The 17,302-nt window shown below is 65.0% G+C and carries 15 protein-coding genes; 7 read left to right on the forward strand and 8 right to left on the reverse strand.

Annotated features, from left to right (window positions below; all coding sequences use genetic code 11):
• Positions 1 to 4: 4 nt before the first annotated feature.
• A complete protein-coding gene (locus tag ACIQ1T_RS00750; protein WP_395942576.1) occupies positions 5 to 883 on the reverse strand; it encodes a branched-chain amino acid aminotransferase in 879 nt (292 codons plus the stop codon).
• An 88-nt stretch (positions 884 to 971) separates the two neighbouring features.
• Here ACIQ1T_RS00750 and ACIQ1T_RS00755 point away from each other — a divergent pair, with 88 nt between their 5' ends.
• From ACIQ1T_RS00755 to ACIQ1T_RS00765, 3 genes are read left to right on the forward strand one after another with little or no spacing between them, the layout of a single operon-like run.
• Positions 972 to 1,703, forward strand: coding sequence for a response regulator (locus tag ACIQ1T_RS00755; protein ID WP_395943103.1), 732 nt, complete (start codon positions 972 to 974; stop codon positions 1,701 to 1,703).
• A gap of 4 nt (positions 1,704 to 1,707) precedes the next feature.
• Positions 1,708 to 3,090, forward strand: coding sequence for an ATP-binding protein (locus ACIQ1T_RS00760; RefSeq protein ID WP_395942577.1), 1,383 nt, complete (start codon positions 1,708 to 1,710; stop codon positions 3,088 to 3,090).
• A 39-nt stretch (positions 3,091 to 3,129) separates the two neighbouring features.
• A complete protein-coding gene (locus ACIQ1T_RS00765; RefSeq protein WP_395942578.1) occupies positions 3,130 to 3,606 on the forward strand; it encodes a hypothetical protein in 477 nt (158 codons plus the stop codon).
• On the opposite strand, the gene ACIQ1T_RS00770 is transcribed toward ACIQ1T_RS00765, so the two are convergent.
• From ACIQ1T_RS00770 to ACIQ1T_RS00780, 3 genes are all read right to left on the reverse strand, one after another.
• Positions 3,603 to 4,400 carry a pyrroline-5-carboxylate reductase family protein gene (locus ACIQ1T_RS00770; protein WP_395942579.1) on the reverse strand — a complete coding sequence of 266 codons (798 nt, stop codon included), beginning with the start codon at positions 4,398 to 4,400 and terminating at the stop codon, positions 3,603 to 3,605. The two genes, ACIQ1T_RS00765 and ACIQ1T_RS00770, sit on opposite strands and share 4 nt — an antisense overlap.
• Complete coding sequence (locus tag ACIQ1T_RS00775) at positions 4,400 to 4,903, reverse strand: YbjN domain-containing protein (protein WP_395942580.1); 504 nt, start codon at positions 4,901 to 4,903, stop codon at positions 4,400 to 4,402. The genes ACIQ1T_RS00770 and ACIQ1T_RS00775 overlap by 1 nt, the downstream gene beginning before the upstream one ends.
• A gap of 73 nt (positions 4,904 to 4,976) precedes the next feature.
• Positions 4,977 to 5,288, reverse strand: a complete 312-nt coding sequence (locus tag ACIQ1T_RS00780) for an accessory factor UbiK family protein (protein WP_395942581.1) — start codon at positions 5,286 to 5,288, stop codon at positions 4,977 to 4,979.
• Positions 5,289 to 5,461: 173 nt separating this feature from the next.
• Between ACIQ1T_RS00780 and lgt the strand changes: the two genes are divergently transcribed.
• From lgt to pgeF, 3 genes are read left to right on the forward strand one after another with little or no spacing between them, the layout of a single operon-like run.
• Positions 5,462 to 6,331, forward strand: a complete 870-nt coding sequence (gene lgt, locus ACIQ1T_RS00785; RefSeq protein ID WP_395942582.1) for a prolipoprotein diacylglyceryl transferase — start codon at positions 5,462 to 5,464, stop codon at positions 6,329 to 6,331.
• Between the two features lie 10 nt (positions 6,332 to 6,341).
• Positions 6,342 to 7,430 carry a class I SAM-dependent methyltransferase gene (locus ACIQ1T_RS00790; protein WP_395942583.1) on the forward strand — a complete coding sequence of 363 codons (1,089 nt, stop codon included), beginning with the start codon at positions 6,342 to 6,344 and terminating at the stop codon, positions 7,428 to 7,430.
• A gap of 8 nt (positions 7,431 to 7,438) precedes the next feature.
• The gene (gene pgeF / locus ACIQ1T_RS00795) at positions 7,439 to 8,212 is read left to right on the forward strand and encodes a peptidoglycan editing factor PgeF (RefSeq protein WP_395942584.1); all 774 of its coding nucleotides are present in this window, start codon (positions 7,439 to 7,441) and stop codon (positions 8,210 to 8,212) included.
• A gap of 80 nt (positions 8,213 to 8,292) precedes the next feature.
• On the opposite strand, the gene ACIQ1T_RS00800 is transcribed toward pgeF, so the two are convergent.
• The 4 genes from ACIQ1T_RS00800 to ACIQ1T_RS00815 form a co-directional block, all read right to left on the reverse strand.
• Positions 8,293 to 8,901 (reverse strand): hypothetical protein, encoded by a 609-nt coding sequence (locus ACIQ1T_RS00800; RefSeq protein ID WP_395942585.1) that lies wholly within the window; start codon positions 8,899 to 8,901, stop codon positions 8,293 to 8,295.
• Positions 8,902 to 8,924: 23 nt separating this feature from the next.
• Entirely contained in the window at positions 8,925 to 9,824 is a 900-nt protein-coding gene (gene lpxC / locus ACIQ1T_RS00805) for a UDP-3-O-acyl-N-acetylglucosamine deacetylase (RefSeq protein ID WP_395942586.1), read from the reverse strand.
• A gap of 186 nt (positions 9,825 to 10,010) precedes the next feature.
• Positions 10,011 to 11,600 (reverse strand): cell division protein FtsZ, encoded by a 1,590-nt coding sequence (gene ftsZ, locus ACIQ1T_RS00810; protein WP_395942587.1) that lies wholly within the window; start codon positions 11,598 to 11,600, stop codon positions 10,011 to 10,013.
• Between the two features lie 235 nt (positions 11,601 to 11,835).
• Entirely contained in the window at positions 11,836 to 13,881 is a 2,046-nt protein-coding gene (locus ACIQ1T_RS00815) for an alpha/beta hydrolase family protein (protein ID WP_395942588.1), read from the reverse strand.
• Between the two features lie 263 nt (positions 13,882 to 14,144).
• Here ACIQ1T_RS00815 and ACIQ1T_RS00820 point away from each other — a divergent pair, with 263 nt between their 5' ends.
• Positions 14,145 to 17,129 (forward strand): TonB-dependent receptor plug domain-containing protein, encoded by a 2,985-nt coding sequence (locus ACIQ1T_RS00820; RefSeq protein ID WP_395942589.1) that lies wholly within the window; start codon positions 14,145 to 14,147, stop codon positions 17,127 to 17,129.
• Positions 17,130 to 17,302: the final 173 nt, after the last annotated feature.

Consider the following 17,302-nt stretch of genomic DNA (forward strand, 5'->3'; position numbering starts at 1 on the left):
GGCCTCAGATCTGGCCGCGCACCAGCCGGCCGTAGGTCTCCATCAGGTCCAGCGACAGGGCGCCCGGGGTGAAGCGATAATCGCCCACCTCGGCCACCGGCGTCACCTCGACGGCCGTCCCGGTCAGGAAACATTCGGTGAAGTCCGTCAGCTCCTCCGGCTGGATGTCGCGCACCACGACCTCGATCCCCTTGGACTGGGCGATCTCGATCACGGTCTGGCGGGTGATGCCGTCCAGGATATGCTCGACCCTGGGCGTGTGCAGCACCCCGTCCTTGACGAAGAAGACGTTGGCGCCGGTCGCCTCGGCCACGCAGCCGCGCCAGTCCAGCATCAGGGCGTCGGCGTAGCCGCGCCGCTCGGCCGCGTTCTTGGACATGGTGCAGATCATGTAGAGACCGGCCGCCTTGGCCGTGGTCGGGGCGGTCGCCGGGTCCGGCCGGCGCCATTTCGACCATTCCAGACGCAGGCCGCGCGCCTTGACCTCCGGATCGAAATAGCTGGGCCAGTCCCAGACGGCCACCGCCAGGTGAACCTTGTTGTTCAGCGCCGAAACACTGGTCTGTTCCGGGCCCAGATAGGCGACGGGGCGCACATAACAGTCCGTCAGACCGTTCTTAGCGCAGGTTTCGTTACAAATGGCGTCGATTTCAGCGACACTGTAGGGTATCTCGAAATCGAGCAGGTTCGCGGACCGCTTCAGGCGCTCCGAATGCGGCGTCAGCTTGAAGATTTCGCCGCCGTACATACGCTCACCCTCGAATACCGACGAGCCATAGTGGAGAGCATGGGTCAGAATATGCGTCTTCGTTTCCCGCCAGGGCACGAATTCGCCGTCAAACCAGATCCATCCATCACGATCGTCGAAAGGAACGAAGGCCATTGAAACACGTCTCCCGCGGAACTGCCGGTGTTAGAGCCGCCCGAATCGTTCAGGTCAACGTCCTGACACGGGGGAAAGTCGCATGAGCATGGCCGAAACACGCTCGCATGGCCGTTCCGGCCCCATCGCCGGCCCCGGCGTGGGCCGCCATCTGCTGATCGTCGACGACGACGACCGGATCCGCGAGCTGCTGAAGGAATTCCTGGCGCGCGAGGGTTATCGCGTCACCGGCGCCGCCCACGCGGCAGCCGCCAAGCGGATGATGGAGCTGATCGAGTTCGACCTGGTCGTGCTGGACGTCATGATGCCGGGCGAGAGCGGACTGGACCTGACCTCCTGGGTGCGCAGCAAGGCTGAACTGTCCAAGACGCCGGTCCTGCTGCTGACCGCGCGCGGCGATCCCGAGGACCGGATCGAGGGCCTGTCGCGCGGCGCCGACGACTATATGTCCAAGCCGTTCGAACCCCGCGAACTGGTGCTGCGCATCGACGCCATCCTGCGCCGCACCGGCGGCAAGCCGATCGGCCCGCGCGAGATCAAGCTGGGCACGGCCGTCTTCGACATGGAACGGCTGGAACTGACCCGCGACGGCGCGCCCCAGCGTCTGACCGAGGCCGAGGCGCAGCTGTTGAAGACCCTGGCCCTTCACGCCCACGCGCCGGTCGAGCGTATGAGCCTGTCGCCCGACACCGCCGACATCACCGGCCGCGCCGTGGACGTCCAGGTCACCCGCCTGCGCCGCAAGCTGGAAAGCGACCCGAAGAACCCGCGCTATCTCCAGACCGTTCGGGGCGTGGGCTATATGCTGGCCCCCGACTGACGTCATGCGGCTGCTGCCCGCCTATCTGTGGCCGCGCTTCCTGAAGCGGCGAATACCGACTTCGCTGTGGGGTCGGTCGCTGCTCATCATCGTCCTGCCCGTGCTGGTCATGCAGGTCGCGGTGACCTGGATCTTCTTCGACGCCCACTGGCAGACGGTGACGGCGCGACTGTCCGAGGGCCTGGCCGGCGACATCGCCTGGGCGGTCGAAAGCTATGAGGACGATCCCAGTCCCAGGAATCTGGAACGTCTGTCGGACCGGGCCGAACGGTCCATGTCCCTGTCGATCGTGCTGCAGGAGGGCCGGACCCTGCCGACGGAAACCCGGCGCGGCGCCATCGGGGTGGTCGACCGGGTGTTGAACCGGGCGCTGGATTCGCGGCTGGACCGTCCCTACTGGTTCGACACCACCCGCTACCCCGCCTATGTCGACATCCAGGTGCAGGAGCCGCAGGGGGTGCTGCGCATCATCGCCCCGCGCGAGCGCGCCGTGGCGACCCAGGCCCACATCTTCGTCCTGTGGCTGACCATCGCCACCGTCTTGCTGATGGGGGTGGCGATCCTGTTCATCCGCAACCAGGTGCGCGCCATCGAGCGGCTGGCCGACGCGGCCGAGGCCTTCGGTCGCGGCGAGACCGTACCCCGGTTCAAGCCGCACGGCGCGCGCGAGGTCCGCGCCGCCGCCACCGCCTTCCTGGCCATGCGGGATCGTATCCAGCGCCATATCGACCAGCGCACCGTGCTTCTGGCCTCGGTCAGCCACGACCTGCGCACGCCCCTGACCCGGCTGCGGCTTGAACTGGCCCTGGCCCCGCCGTTCAAGCGCCAGGCCGCCATGCGCGGCGACCTGGACGAGATGGAGCACATGATCGACGAATACCTCGACTTTGCTCGCGGCCAGGCGGGAGAGCCGCCTCAGGCGGTCTCCATTCCCGACCTGCTGCGCACCGCCGCAGACGACGCCAAACGGGTCGGCGCCGAGGTCGAGGTGTCGGCTCCGGAGGGAATGACCGCCTCTCTGCGTCCCCTGGCCTTCAAGCGGGCGCTGGTGAACCTGGCCGGCAACGCCGCCGCCCACGGCGACCGGGTAAGACTGTCCGCCCGCCCCCTGCCCTCGGGCGGACTGGAGATCGCTGTCGAGGACGATGGTCCGGGGATTCCCGAAGACATGTACGACGAAGCCTTCCGTCCCTTCTCTCGGCTGGACGAGTCCCGTAACCAGAACCGCAAGGGCGTCGGCCTGGGCCTGGCCATCGCCCGGGACGTGGCGCGCGGCCACGGCGGGGACGTCACCCTGGACCGCAGCGACCTGGGCGGGTTGAAGGCCCTCATCCGGGTGCCCGGACAGGTGTCGATCGTCGCACCCTCTAGCGAAACGGCGCCATAAGGCGCATCTTCACTCCCGACAGGGATGGAGACAAAAACCATGCGTAAACTCGCCTTCTTCGCCCCCCTTGCCGCGACCCTCGCCGTCGCGGCCATGGCCCAGGCGCAAAACCCCACCGTCAACGTCACGGTGGGCCCGGAACTGCAGCGTCAGGTCGAGAAACTCGGCGACCGCGAGGTCAACGAACAGATCGCCGGCCTTCAGGCCGAGGTCGGCAAGGCGCTGGAACAGCGCTACCCCGGCGCCACGGCCAATCTGGTTCTGGTCGATCTGAAGCCGAACCGCCCGACCATCGAACAGGTCCGCACCACGCCGGGCCTGGATCCGATCCGCAGCGTCTCGATCGGCGGCGCCGCGATCAAGGGCGAGATCATCACCGCCGACGGTCAGACCAAGCCGGTGGAGTTTTCCTACTTCTCGCCCAACATCCGTGACGTCTGGGGCTACAGCGTCTGGCGTGACGCCGACCGCGCCTTCGAGCGTTTCGGCGACCAGATCGAGCGCGGTCGCTTCTAGGCGCCCATTTCACGGTTGCGGCGCACCGCCGCCGCGACCGTCTCGTCCAGCATCGTCGTCAGACGGCCGTCCTTCGCCAGCGCGTCCAGCCCGGCGCGGGTCGAGCCGCCGGGCGAGGCGATCCGGCCGATCAGGGCCTCCAGCCCGTCCTCGCCCATGGAATCCGCCGCCGATCTCAGGGTGGCGCGCGCCAGAACATCGGCCGTCGCCGCATCCAGCCCTGCGGCCTCGCCGGCGCGGGCCAGGGCCTCGGTGAAGGCGTAGAAATAGGCTGCGCCCGAGCCGGCCACTGCAGTCGCCGCATCCATCAGGGCCTCGTCCGCCAGGGCGACGGTCTCCGCCATCGGCGCGAACAGATCTCGACCGAGATCTCGGGCCCGGTCGTCGGCCGACCAGACCGAGGCCACGCCGCGTCCGCGCGACACGCCGGTCGTCGGCATGACCCGCACGATGGGCCATCCGCCGATCCCCTCCGCCAGGGTCGGCGCGGTCACCCCCGCCATGACGGACAGGATCACCGCCTCGTCGCCGAGGAAGGGCAGCAGCGGCGTCACCACCTCGCGCCACATCGCCGGCTTGACCGCCAGGACGATGACCCTGGCCTCGGTCAGGGCCTCCAGCGGCGGGTTGATCCGCGCGCCCTCGGCCCGCGCCGCCTCGGCGGAGGGCTTCTCGGACGGGCTCAGAATGATCAGGTCGCCTGGCGCGACGGTCTGCGTCAGCAGCCAGCCTTCCAGAATGGCGGAACCCAGCCGGCCGCAGCCGACCAGGGCGACGGGTCCCGCGACGGCCATCAGGCGTTTCCGACCGTCTCGAACAGGCAGGAGTCGATCGCCTCCTGGGGCTTCTTGTTCCCGCGCACCATGAAGTCGAAGGCGGGGTAATAGCGATCCGCCGCCTCGATGGCCGCGTCGATCATTGAGGCGGCCTGGGCCAGGGTGGGGCGCTCGCCCATGGGCAGGGCAAGCGAATGGCGGAAGACGATCTCGCCGTCCTCGGCCCAGACTTCGAAATGGCCCATCCAGGTGCGTTGATTGATCAGCCCCACCAGCTCATAGGCAGCGGTCTTGCGGCTCTTGGCCACCTTCAGGTCCAGGGCGCAGCACAGCTGCAGGCAGTCGCCCTCGGGACGCCAGGCGAACCACAGCTCGTAATCCTTCCAGTCGCCGGCCAGGGCGAAGGCCAGGTCGCCGTCGTCGGTGCGGTCGAACGGCAGGTTCTCGGCCGTAAGAACATGCTCGACGACCTCCAGCGGGTCGAAGGGCACGTCCGTTTCTTCGGGCCGGGCGATGTCCATCAAGTGTCTTTCGAGCTGCGTCCGCGAGAATCGCGGGCGTTAACAGAACGGTAAGCCTGTTCGCGGATTCGGCTCAACCGGCTGCGTCCCCGGGTTGAGTTCCATCTGTGGACGTTCCCTTGGCAGGCTTGCCCGAGTCCTTGGTTGCGGCCTTGGCGGCGGGCTTCTGGGCGGCCTTCAGCTCGGCGATCTCAGCGCGCAGCGCCTTGATCTCGTCCTTCAGCACATCGAATTCGTCGCGGCGGACCAGGTCCATCTCTGCGGCGATCCGGTCGGCCTGGGCGCGCCAGGCGGTCTTGGCCTCCTCGCCGGCGGCCTGGGCCAGGCCCATGGCGCCGGTGGTCAGCTTAGCGAACTCGTCCAGGATGGGATTTCGGGTCTGCATGGCGGGCTCCGACTCAACGTCGTTAACGAAGGTTCACCGACCATGGTGAACGAAACCTTTCTTTCTGCTGCTTCGCGGGCGCCATCAAGGCGTCGTGATGCGTCTTCACAGGCGACGGACGCGGCGACGCTTGCTAAACCGCCTCCAGAGACTGCCCTTCACAGGAACGCCCCTTGCCCTTTCCCGAATTCGATCCGGTCCTGATCCACCTCGGACCGCTTCCGATCCGCTGGTACGCCCTGGCCTATGTGGCCGGCATCGTCCTGGGCTGGTGGTACGCCGCCCGTCTGGTGAAGTCCGAGAAACTGTGGGCGCCCGGCAAGCCGCCGATCACCACGACCCAGCTGGACGATCTGGTCCTGTGGATCGTGCTGGGCATCATCCTGGGCGGACGCCTGGGCTACGCCCTCTTCTACAAGCCGGTCATGTACGTCCAGTTGTTCACCGGCCACTCCCTGGCCGAACGGTTCGAACTGCTGCAGCTGTGGACCGGCGGCATGAGCTTCCACGGCGGCTTCCTGGGCGTCTGCCTGGCCATCGTCCTCTATGCCCGCAGCCAGAAGATAAACATGCTGCGCCTGGGCGACGTGGTGGCGCCCGTCGTGCCGATCGGCCTGATGTTCGGCCGCCTGGCCAATTTCATCAACGGCGAGCTCTGGGGCCGCGAGACGACCGTCCCCTGGGCCATCCGCTTCTGCAACGACCGCATCCAGCAGATGTACGGCTTCTGCCCCGCCGGCGACGTGGCCCGCCATCCCAGCCAGCTCTATGAGGCCGGTCTGGAGGGGATCGTGCTTCTGTCCATCCTGTCCCTGGGCATCTGGAAGTTCGATCTGCTGAAGAAGCCCGGCTACATCACCGGCCTGTTCCTGGTCGGCTACGGCGTCTGTCGCGCCGCGCTGGAGAATGTGCGCGAGCCCGACTTCGGCATGCCGAACTTCCCGCTGGGCCTGACCATGGGGATGATGCTGTCGATCCCGATGATCCTGATCGGCGCCTGGCTGATCTGGCGCGCCTGGAACCGGCCGCCCGTCGCGGCTTAAGGGCCGCCGCATGAGCGAGGCCGAAACCCTGAAGACCCGTCTGGCGCGCGAGATCGCCCTGACGGGTCCGATGACCGTCGCCGACTATGTCACCCGCTGCCTGCACGATCCCAAGGGCGGCTACTACGCCTCGCGTCCCGCCCTGGGCGAGGCCGGCGACTTCATCACCGCCCCCCTGATCAGCCAGATGTTCGGCGAACTGATCGGCCTGTGGGCGGTCGAGACCTGGAATCGGCTGGGCGCGCCCGAGCGGTTCCGCCTGGTCGAGGTCGGCCCCGGCGACGGCACATTGATGAGCGACGCCCTGCGCGCCGCCCGCCTGGTCCCCGGCTTCCTCGAAGCCTGCGACCTGATCCTGATCGAGCCCAGCGGCCCTCTGCGCGAGCTCCAGGCCAGGGCCCTGGCCGGCGCCGACCTGTCGCCTCGCTGGGTCCGCGACCTGACCCGGATCGAGACCGACGCCCCGGTCATCCTGATCGCCAACGAGGTGCTGGACTGCCTGCCCGCGCGCCAGTTCGTCCGCACCGAGGACGGCTGGGCCGAGCGCCGCATCGGCGTGACCGACGCTGACGACCTGATCTTCGGCCTGACCGCCATCTCGGGCGGTTTCGACAAGCCGGGCTTCGACATCGAACCCGGCGGGATCTTCGAGATTTCGGAGCAGCAGGCCATCTTCGGCCGCGACCTGGGCCTGCTGATGAAGGCCGTCTCGGGCGCCGCCCTGCTGATCGACTACGGCCGCGCCCGGCCCGAGGCCGGCGACACCCTCCAGGCCCTGCATCGCCACCGCAAGGTCGATCCCCTGGAGGCCCCCGGCGAGGCCGACCTGACCCAGTGGGCCGACTTCCCCCTGGTGCTGGAGGCGGCCCTGCGCGCCGGCGCCGATGTGACCGGATGCCTGGGCCAGGGCGACTTCCTGCGCCTGCTCGGGATCGAAGCCCGCGCCGAACGGTTGAAGTCGGGACGCCCCGACGCCGCCCCGGTCATCGACCGCCAACTGAACCGCCTGACCGCCGAGGACCAGATGGGAAGCCTGTTCAAGGCCGCCGCGATCTTCTCGCCCCATTCCCTTGTCGTGCCCGGCTGGGACGAACTGTGAGCCGATCCATGCGCGACCTGGCCCCTATCACCCACCCCCTGCTGACCGCCGCCGGCATCGACCACGGCTTCTTCACCCGTGCGGGCGGCGTCTCGACCGGCATCTATGAAGGCCTGAACGCCGGTGTCGGCTCGAAGGACGATCCCGCCGCCGTGGCCGAGAACCGCCGCCGGGTCGCCGTGGCCATGGGCGCCGACAGCGACCGTCTGAACGGCTGCTACCAGATCCATTCCGCCGTCGCCCGCGTCGCCGAGGACGCCTGGAACGGCGACCGGCCCGAGGGCGACGCCGTCGTCACCGCTGAACCCGGCCTGTTGTGCTCGGTCCTGACCGCCGACTGCGCGCCCGTCCTGATGGCCGATCCCGAGACCCGGATCGTCGCCGCCGTCCACGCGGGCTGGAAGGGCGCCCTGGGCGGGGTGGTCCATTCCGCCGTCGCCGCCATGGAGGCCCTGGGCGCCGATCCACGCCGCATCCTGGCCGTCGTCGGTCCCTGTATCGCCCAAGCCAGCTACGAGGTCGGCGTCGATTTCGAAGAGCGGTTCGCCCACCACGACCCCGGCAGCGAACGCTTCTTCAAGCCCGGCGCGGCGGACGACAAACGCCTGTTCGACCTGCCCGGCTTCGTCCTGTGGCGGCTGCAGCAGGCCGGCGTCGGCCAGGCCGTCTGGACCGGCCACGACACCTGCGCGGATGGCGAGCGGTTCTACTCCAACCGCCGGGCCTATCTGAACGGCGAGCCGGACTTCGGGCGGTTGATAAGCGCGATCAGCTCGGGCTAGCCGCGGCGACCGAAAAGCGATCCGAAAAAGGATGACGACTTCTTCGGGCTGGATGCCTCAGAGGTTGGTAGTGGCGCGGCCTAAGGCCCGCGGACTTCCTCGAATCCATAGTCCTTCGGAGGGTCCCAGGAACTCATGCCGATGGACACGCCATCAACGCCGAAAACCTCCCCGAACACTTGGGCGGCGGTCTGGTGAAGGGGCGCCTCATCGTCCTCGACAACCACCTGCAAACTGGCCTCACCGCCTGCGGAGAAGGCGATCATTCCGTCTCCGCTACGCCCCCTAACGCTCACCACAACACCGTCGGAGGACACGATGGCCAGATCGGCCTCGTCATCGTCCGCATAGATCGACAGGACCGTCGCCCTGGAGACCCCCGATATCCGTTCAGAGACATTGACGAAGCCACGCTTCAAACCGCTGGCCGACTTCAGCTTGGAAAGTTCGTCGTAAAGCGTCTGAAGCGCGGCAAGATGTTCAGGCAACTCGATCGGAATGTCCCGCGTCTCGCTGGAAACGCCAAAGCCATAGTTGGGCTGTTGCGGCACACGCATGGTGTCGATCGCCCAGATATCGTGCGTGTGATGCTTATAGATCCTTGGCTCCACGGATGCAGGGAGCGCACCTCGGAGAGCCAAATAGTCGGGTTCGACACCCACGAAATGTGTCGCGATCAGATACCCCATAGCGACACTCCAGAGCGCAGCGGCTAGCCCGCCTCGGCCAGCTCCGGCACGCGCGTCACCTCACGCCACGCATGGGGCGCGGCCAGCAGCGCGCGCACCAGCTTGTTGTTGACCGCATGACCGGCCTTGTAGCCTTCGTAACGGCCCAGCAGGGGCGCGCCCAGCACATACAGGTCGCCGATGGCGTCCAGCGCCTTGTGACGCACGAACTCGCGTTCCATCCGCAGCCCGCCGGGGTTCAGGATGTCGTCGCCGTCGATGACCACGGCGTTCTCCAGCGAACCGCCGCGGGCCAGACCGGCCTGACGCAGGGCCTCGACCTCGTGGGCGAAGCCGAAGGTGCGGCAGGCCATGATTTCCTTGCGGAAGGTCGGCTCGTCCACGACGACGTCGATCACCTGGTTGCCGATCACGGCCGAGGGGAAGTCGATCTCGAACCGCATCTCGTAACGGTCGCACGGCATCAGGGCCGCGTGCTTGTCGCCCTCGGTGACGTGGACCGTCTCCAGGATCTCGATGTAGCGTTGCGGCGTCGGTTGCGGACGGAAGCCCGCCCGGTCCAGCAGTTTCACGAACTCCAGCGCCGAACCGTCGAGGATCGGCAGCTCCGGCCCGTCCACCTCGACCACGGCGTTCGACACGCCCAGGGCGCAGAAGGCGGCCATCAGGTGTTCGATGGTCGACAGGCGAACGCCGTCGGCGTTCTCGATCATGGTGTTCAGGCGGGCGTCCACGACGGCCTCGCCCGAGACGGAGATACGGTTGTTGCGGTCCGTGATGTCCGTGCGCACGAAGACGATGCCCGTGCCCGAGGGGGCCGGACGGACGGCCAGCCGCACCCGGCGGCCGGTATGCACCCCCACACCGGCGATGATGGCCGGGGCGATGATGGTGCGCTCGTGATGGTCGTTACGGACCGACAAACTCAAACTCTCTTTCTGCGTCGCGTCCCGCCTCTATGTGCGGATTTCGCCTGACATCTGATCTAGCCCGGGCGCTGCAAGCACGAAATGAAAGTCGGGTTTCGGATTGTTTCGTTATGGGACCACAGAGACGAAAACGCCCCGGAGCCTGGGGCTCCGGGGCGGAAATGTCAGAATTTCACTCGGTCAGTTTGCGAGACGGCGGAGAAAAGAAGGAATCTCCAGATCATCATCGGCCTGGCCGGCTTCGGGCTCGACCTGGGTCTGCGGTTGGGCCGAGGACCGCATCTGCGGCTGCGAGCGGCCATAGCCCGGCTCGGGCTGCGGCTGGGCGCGCTTGCCGCGGCCGAACAGGCTCCAGCCGCTGCGGCGGTGGTCGCGATCGTCATAGTCGTCGGCGGCGGGTTCCGGCGTCCGGCTGGCGTACAGGTCGCCCTGCGGCTCCGGTGCGCGTTGCGGCTGGGCCGAGGCGGCCGGGGCGCGGGTCTCGTACTCCTCGACCCACGGATCGACGATCGGGTCCAGGGCGCGGGGCGGCGGCTCCGCGACGCGGATCACCGGCTCGGGCCGCGGCTCAGGCGCGGCAGGGGCCTGAAAGCTGGGGACGACGGGGGCCGTTTCGATGCGCGGCTCCATGCGGGGTTCCGGCGCGCGTTCGGCGCGGACCGGCTCGCGATAGGTTTCGCGGGTCGGCTCGGGCGCAGGGCGCGAAGCCTGGGTTCCGTACAGACCGCCGGCCGAACGGCGGGCGTCATGACCGGCCAGAGGGGCGGCGCCGGCCGGGGCCGAGGGCTCGGCGCGCTGCACCACGCCCTCGTCCATGCCGGTGGCGACCACCGAGACGCGGATCTTGCCGTCCAGCGCCGGGTCGAAGGCGGCGCCGAAGATGATGTTGGCGTCGCCGTCCACCTCGGCCGAGATGGCGTTGGCGGCCTCGTCGACTTCCAGCAGGGTCATGTCCAGACCGCCGGTGATGTTGACCAGCACGGCCTTGGCGCCCTTCAGCGAGGTCTCGTCCAGCAGCGGGTTGGCGATGGCGTTCTGGGCCGCCAGCAGGGCGCGATCGTCGCCCGAGGCCTCGCCCGTGCCCATCATCGCCTTGCCCATCTCGGACATGACGGCGCGGACGTCGGCGAAGTCCAGATTGATCAGGCCCGGCAGGATCATCAGGTCGGTGATCGAACGCACGCCCGAGTGCAGCACCTGGTCGGCCATGCCGAAGGCGTCGGCGAAGGTGGTGCGTTCGTTGGCGACGCGGAACAGGTTCTGGTTCGGAATGACGATCAGGGTGTCGACATAGCGCTGCAGCTCGGCGACGCCCGCATCGGCCAGGCGCATCCGGTGACGGCCTTCGAAGGTGAAGGGCTTGGTCACGACGCCGACGGTCAGGATGCCGCGATCACGCGCGCATTTGGCGATGACGGGGGCTGCGCCCGTGCCGGTGCCGCCGCCCATGCCGCAGGTGATGAAGACCATGTGCGCACCTTCGAGGTGCTGATGGATCTCGTCGGCGGATTCCTCGGCGGCGTTCATGCCGACCTCGGGGTGGGCGCCGGCGCCCAGACCTTGAGTGATGGTCTCGCCCAGTTGGATGCGGCGATCGGTCTTGGCGAAGCTGAGGTGCTGCGCGTCGGTGTTGGCCACGACGAACTCGACCCCTTCGAGGCCGGCGTCGATCATGTTGTTGACGGCGTTGCCGCCGGCGCCGCCGACGCCGAACACGACGATGCGGGGCTTCAGTTCAGTGTGTTGCGGCTTGACCAAAGAGAGCGACATTCTGTTTTCCGACCTTCCGACCCAGACCCTTCAGACCAATGCGAAGCCCCGCCGAATCACATTGGTTATGAGCGCGTTAAGGATTGCACCCACGAGGGTTAAGAGAAGGTTACGGCGATAATGTGAGTCGGACTCGAGAACAGCACAAACGTTAAGCGTGACCGCAGTTTTATGTGCTCGGACAAAATGAAGAGGGCGGCTCTTGCGAGCCGCCCTCCAGGATATCAGCGGTTAGTCAAAGGCCGCCTAGTTTGCAGTCCGTTTTGAAGAAATCCTCGACGCTGGTCAGGATGTTGGCGAAGTTGTCCGGCGTCCAGGTGTTGAGCGTGTGATCCATGTCCGGAAGGATACGAAGATCTACCTTCTTTCCGGCACGCTCCAGCGCGGCTGCAAAGGCGCGGGATTCCGACGGCATCACATTGGAGTCGTGATCACCAGTGTAGAGGTAGACTGGGATCGAAACCTCGTTGGCGCGACGCAGCGGATCCTCACCATCGGCTGTCGGATGCTGGAATTCGCGCAGGAAGCGACTGCCGTAGGTGCCCTTCTTGAACAAATCGATCGTCGAAGGACCGGCTCCTGCAGCAGCGCACTGATAGATGCCGTTGGGTCGAACCGCCCCCATCATCGCGGCATACCCCCCGTAGGAATAGCCATGAATGGCGATGCGGTTCCGATCCGCAATCCCTTCCGCGATGAGATACAGGGCGCCGTCGTCATTATCGTCCTGCATCTTCCGGCCCCATTCACGATCGCCGGCTCTCCACAAGCGTTCGCCCCAACCCTGCGAGCCCCGAAATTGGGGCTGCAAGACCGCATAGCCACGAGCGGCGAAATACTGGTTCCATCCCGTCGTGTCCCACCCCAGGTCGTCACGCGACCAAGGTCCGCCATGTGGCGTGATAATGGTCGGATAGGGTCCCGGTCCGTAGAACGTCGGATCCGGCTTGGTAAGAATGGCGGGGATAATCAGGCCATCCCTCGCCTTGTATTGGATCAACGACCCCTTCCCCAACGGCGCATTCGCCAACTCGGGATAGGCGCGGCCCAACAGGCGCAAACGGCCATTCATCAGGACATAGTATTCCGGCGGGGTTGAATTCCCGGACTTGCTGATGATGAACCGCGTCCGGTCGTCGGACCACGCGGAAATACTCACATCTGCTCCATCGCCGACCTGAAAGCGCGACCTGTTGCCGGACGCTATATCGGTCCAGACCACCGGCACGGTGTCAACATTCAACGCCTGCCTCAGCGAGGCCTGCGCCGCTTCCAGTGAGGGATCGGCCCAATAGGTCTGACTGCGCTCCCCGCCGTAAGTGAAGCCGAGAATTTCGCCAAAATCAGATGGCGCCGTCGAACGTATGGCCCCCGTCGCCTCGAAAAGGGGGTGAGAGAAGGCGATCTCGCCCCATTGTTTTTCGCGGATCTTGTATTCGTAGATCGCCGAGCGGTCAGCGCCGTCTCGGTTCGCCGAAACGAGAACCACGTTCGGATCGTTGGTGTAGGAGACTACAGAGACAGGCTGACGATCCCGCGCATATGAACGGAAATGTTCTTCGAAACGACCAGTATCCGGGTGCTTCAACCAAGTCCCAATGTAGACTGCACCATTGTCGAACTCGAAATTTTCGCGCTCTCGGATCTCGCCGTTCAGATCGGTTCCCCCCACACCGAAGCGTTCGGACCCCCGATTTATGCGTTCGAATGAACCTGAGTACAGGTTAAGCTTGTAGACATCGCCGTTGCGCGGATTCAGCACCATGATGCTCTGCGGATCTTGAGGCAACGAGCTTACAAGCTGTCCAACCCCGACCCGGGCCTGCTGCTGACTATCAAGGCCGTCGAAACGCAAACGCGTCGCGACAGGGTCGCCCTTCAGATCCAATAACATTGTGCGCCCGGTGTACCGGGGTCTGTCAGCCGTCGCAGTATCATCGAGTTGCTGGACTCTCGCGAAGATCCGATCGTTCTTGATAAAGCGAACGCTGGTGATCTCAGCCTTCGGATCGGTGCCGACATTATACGGCGGCTGGCTCAGATCGTCGGCGGACCATATCGCAATGTGTCGCGATCGACCGTCAGGCGAGACTACGGCGACGATGTGTTTCCCGTCCGGCGAAATATCGACTGACGCGATAGCTGGCTCCCGGCCAAAAGCCATCGCTGCGGGAGGAGTGGGGGCTTGCGCGAAAGCATGAGACGCAGCAACGATCGGAATACAAATTACCGAAATAACAACACACCCCAACCACTTGAGGCCACATCTGACAAAATTCATGCGCAAAACTCGCCTCCCAGAGATATGAGGAGAATATTCAAGCACCCAATCATCGCCGCATGCAAGTTACCAAAGGCTCGTTCGCCACGCCAAAATCGGACATCCAAATTTGCAGCCGATTTGTGATAACTATGTAACATTTGCCGCCAACTCGACACCCATCCGCCACATTTGGCTTGGTCTGGAGACGTCTTTGAAGGCATGGATTTGGGTCCGCCAGCTTAATTGTTAGCGTTTCTTAATCATGTCGGGGAAATTAAAAAATGACGTCCAGTAGGAAAAGCCTGCTCGCGACCACCATCATCGCCGGTCTGGCGATAATGGCGCCTTCGTTGGCCATGGCTCAATCGCAGACCAGCCAGACCCAAACCCAGCAAGAAGAAGATGACGCCGCGAAGGACGACGCCGCACAGGTTGATGAAGTCGTCGTCACCGGTTCCCGCATTCGTCGCAACGAATTCACCAGCACCCAGCCCGTCCAGATCATCACGGCGCGGGAGTCCAGCCTCGAAGGCCTCGTTGACCCCGCAGAAATCCTGCAGTCGTCGACCGCCGCAGCCAATGCGGGCCAAATCAACAACTACTTCACCGGCTTCTTGACCCCCAACGGCGGTCCGGGCGCCAACACAATATCGCTGCGCGGCCTGGGCGCCCAGCGGACGCTGGTCCTGATCAACGGGCGTCGCGCCGGTCCGGCAGGCGCGCGTGGCCAGGTAGGCCCTACCGATCTGAACACCATCCCGAGTTCGATGATCGAACGTTATGAAATTCTGACGGACGGCGCCTCTTCGGTCTACGGTTCAGATGCCGTTGCGGGCGTCATCAACATCATCACCAAGACCAACATTGATGGCGGCGCGTTCGACGCTTACACCAGCCAACCGTTGGAGTCCGGCGGCGATGAATACCAGGTGAGCGGCTCCTGGGGTAAGACTTGGGATCGCGGTTACCTGAGCATTGGCGCCGACTACTACGAGCGCAAGCCGCTGCTGTTCGGCGATCGTGACGTCTTCGCCTGCCCTCAGGTCAATGTTTACGCCGACCCGAATCTTACGATCCGCGCTGACGTGGTCGACTCGGCTACCGGCACCTACAAATGCCAGACGATCACCGCCGGCCTGTTCACCCTGTACGGCGGCACCTACGGCAACGGCACGGACTTTGCGCCGGACGCCAACGCCGTCGCCGGCGGAGGCCCCACGGGCTGCGATATGAACGGCTATCGTCAAGTCGTCGCCTTCACGACGGGCGCCGGCGCCTGCGCGGTCACGGCCGCACGCGGCACGGCCTTCCGTCGCGCCATGTTCGAGCGGACTCCGACCGACAATCCCATGTATGCCAGCCGCACGGCCGTGTCGCCGGTCAAGCGCACCAGCTTCACCGCCTTCGCCGGTTACGACCTGACGCCGGACATCGAATTGTTCGGCGAGCTTCTGCTGAACCGTCGTGAATCCGAGCAAAATTCCTTCCGTCAGTTGTTCCCGGGCCTCGTCGGCTACCTCGGCACCTCCCCGGACCAGCCGCTCAACCCGTTCGGCACCTTCTATGACTTCACCATCGCCGCACCTTCCAATGCCGATCAGCAGGTGGACTATACCCGCGTCGTTGGCGGCGCACGCGGCACGCTGAACGTCGGTAAGGGCTTTGACTGGGAACTGGTAGGCCAGTACAGCAAGTCCAAGGCCGAATACGGCTCGACGTTCCTCTACGCTGACCGCTTCGAAGCCTCTCTTGGCGACGACGGTTGCGACGAAAGCGTGCTGATCACGGCGACGGCCTGCCCCACCGGCGGCGTGGACTACTATTCGCCCGCAGCCCTCAGCGGCGACCTCAGCGCCGCTGATCGCGACTTCCTGCTGGGATACGCCGTCGGCACCACCGAGTACATCCACCAGTACGTGGAAGGCTCAATCGCCGGCGATCTGTTCAATCTACCAGCCGGGCCGATCGGCGCCGCCGTGGGCTTCCAGCTGCGGAAGGAAGAGATTGACGACACTCCTAGCGAGGAAGAACGTGGCGGCATATTCGCCGGCTCGACTTCCGCCGTTCGTACGGCCGGTTCGGACACCATCAAGGAAGTCTTCGCCGAGTTTGAAATTCCCGTCATCCGCAACGTACCCTTTATCGACAGCTTCACGATCAACGCGTCGGGTCGTTATTCAGACTACGAAAGCTACGGCTCAAACTCGACCTACAAGATCGGCTTCAACTGGGCGATCAACTCGCAGTTCCGCATCCGCGGCTCGGAAGGGACATCGTTCCGCGCTCCGGCGCTGTATGAGCAGTTCTTGGGTAACCAGTCGGGCTTCCTGTCCCAGGCAGCCATCGACCCCTGCCGCAACTGGGGCCTCTCGACCAACGAGACGCTGCGCACCAACTGTGCGGCGGATGGCATTCCGGAAACCTACGGAAATGGCCAGAGCTCGTCGGCGACCGTCATTACCGGTGGCGGCCGCGAGAACCTGCAGCCGGAGACCGCAGAGACACAAAGCTTGGGGATCATCTGGACGCCCACGTTCATCAACCTGAACATCGCGCTGGACTACTTCAAGGTCGAAATTTCAGACCAGGTCGACAACTTCGGCGCCGCCGGCATTCTCGCCGGGTGCTACCTGTCGAACAACTTCGCCACCGAGCCGCTGTGCACACTGTTCGACCGGAATCCCAATACCGCCGCCTTGCGCCCCAATGAGATCATCACGGTCCGCGATAACTACGTGAATATCGCGCGCCAGCTCAGCGAAGGCCTGGACTTGACGGCGCGATATAGCAAAGAGTTCAGCTTCGGCGATCTGACCATCAACGCTCGGGCGAGCTATATCCTAGAATGGGAAGATCAGTATCTGCTCGACGAGGAACCCAATCAGCTCGTCGATCAGATCGGAAACCCCAAATACGTTGCAAACGCCAGCGCCCGATTTGAGCGGAACGACTATACTTATACCTGGAGTGTAGACTACATTCCGGAATCGTCGAACGATCGCTTCTACGCTAGCAACACTGGCACCTATTTCGGTCAGCCGATCTTCTACCAACGCACTGCGGGCGAATACTTCCTCCACAGCGCATCGATCCAGAAGCGTATCGACCGCTGGACACTGACGCTTGGCGCACGGAACATCTTCAACGAGATCTCCAACCCGACCTCCTCGTCGGGTGGTGGCCGCGGCGCCGGAAACGTGCCGCTGTCGTCTCAGTATGATTACCTGGGCCGCCGGCTGTTCCTGAACGTCTCGAAGACCTTCTAAGAATAGACGCATTGTCATGTCGGCAGGGGGCGGCGAGGAAACTCGCCGCCCTTTGTCATTCTTGCGCGACATCGCCGACATCAACCTCGGCTAATCGTCGGCAAAGAACCACCATAGGCGGCGATCATGGCCTGGAGCAGAATCGTAGTGGAGAAGCCGCCCGAACGGCATTC

It is taken from the genome of Brevundimonas sp., assembly GCF_044336875.1.
Classification (GTDB): Bacteria; Pseudomonadota; Alphaproteobacteria; order Caulobacterales; family Caulobacteraceae; genus Brevundimonas.

Coding starts and splice junctions, on each gene's coding strand:
- ACIQ1T_RS00760 (WP_395942577.1), top strand. CDS start 1,708: ATGCGGCTGCTGCCCGCCTATCTGTGGCCGCGCTTCCTGAAGCGGCGA.
- ftsZ (WP_395942587.1), bottom strand. CDS start 11,600: ATGTCGCTCTCTTTGGTCAAGCCGCAACACACTGAACTGAAGCCCCGC.
- ACIQ1T_RS00755 (WP_395943103.1), top strand. CDS start 972: ATGGCCGAAACACGCTCGCATGGCCGTTCCGGCCCCATCGCCGGCCCC.
- ACIQ1T_RS00770 (WP_395942579.1), bottom strand. CDS start 4,400: ATGGCCGTCGCGGGACCCGTCGCCCTGGTCGGCTGCGGCCGGCTGGGT.
- ACIQ1T_RS00790 (WP_395942583.1), top strand. CDS start 6,342: ATGAGCGAGGCCGAAACCCTGAAGACCCGTCTGGCGCGCGAGATCGCC.
- ACIQ1T_RS00775 (WP_395942580.1), bottom strand. CDS start 4,903: ATGGACATCGCCCGGCCCGAAGAAACGGACGTGCCCTTCGACCCGCTG.
- ACIQ1T_RS00765 (WP_395942578.1), top strand. CDS start 3,130: ATGCGTAAACTCGCCTTCTTCGCCCCCCTTGCCGCGACCCTCGCCGTC.
- ACIQ1T_RS00750 (WP_395942576.1), bottom strand. CDS start 883: ATGGCCTTCGTTCCTTTCGACGATCGTGATGGATGGATCTGGTTTGAC.
- pgeF (WP_395942584.1), top strand. CDS start 7,439: ATGCGCGACCTGGCCCCTATCACCCACCCCCTGCTGACCGCCGCCGGC.
- ACIQ1T_RS00800 (WP_395942585.1), bottom strand. CDS start 8,901: ATGGGGTATCTGATCGCGACACATTTCGTGGGTGTCGAACCCGACTAT.
- ACIQ1T_RS00815 (WP_395942588.1), bottom strand. CDS start 13,881: ATGAATTTTGTCAGATGTGGCCTCAAGTGGTTGGGGTGTGTTGTTATT.
- ACIQ1T_RS00820 (WP_395942589.1), top strand. CDS start 14,145: ATGACGTCCAGTAGGAAAAGCCTGCTCGCGACCACCATCATCGCCGGT.
- ACIQ1T_RS00780 (WP_395942581.1), bottom strand. CDS start 5,288: ATGCAGACCCGAAATCCCATCCTGGACGAGTTCGCTAAGCTGACCACC.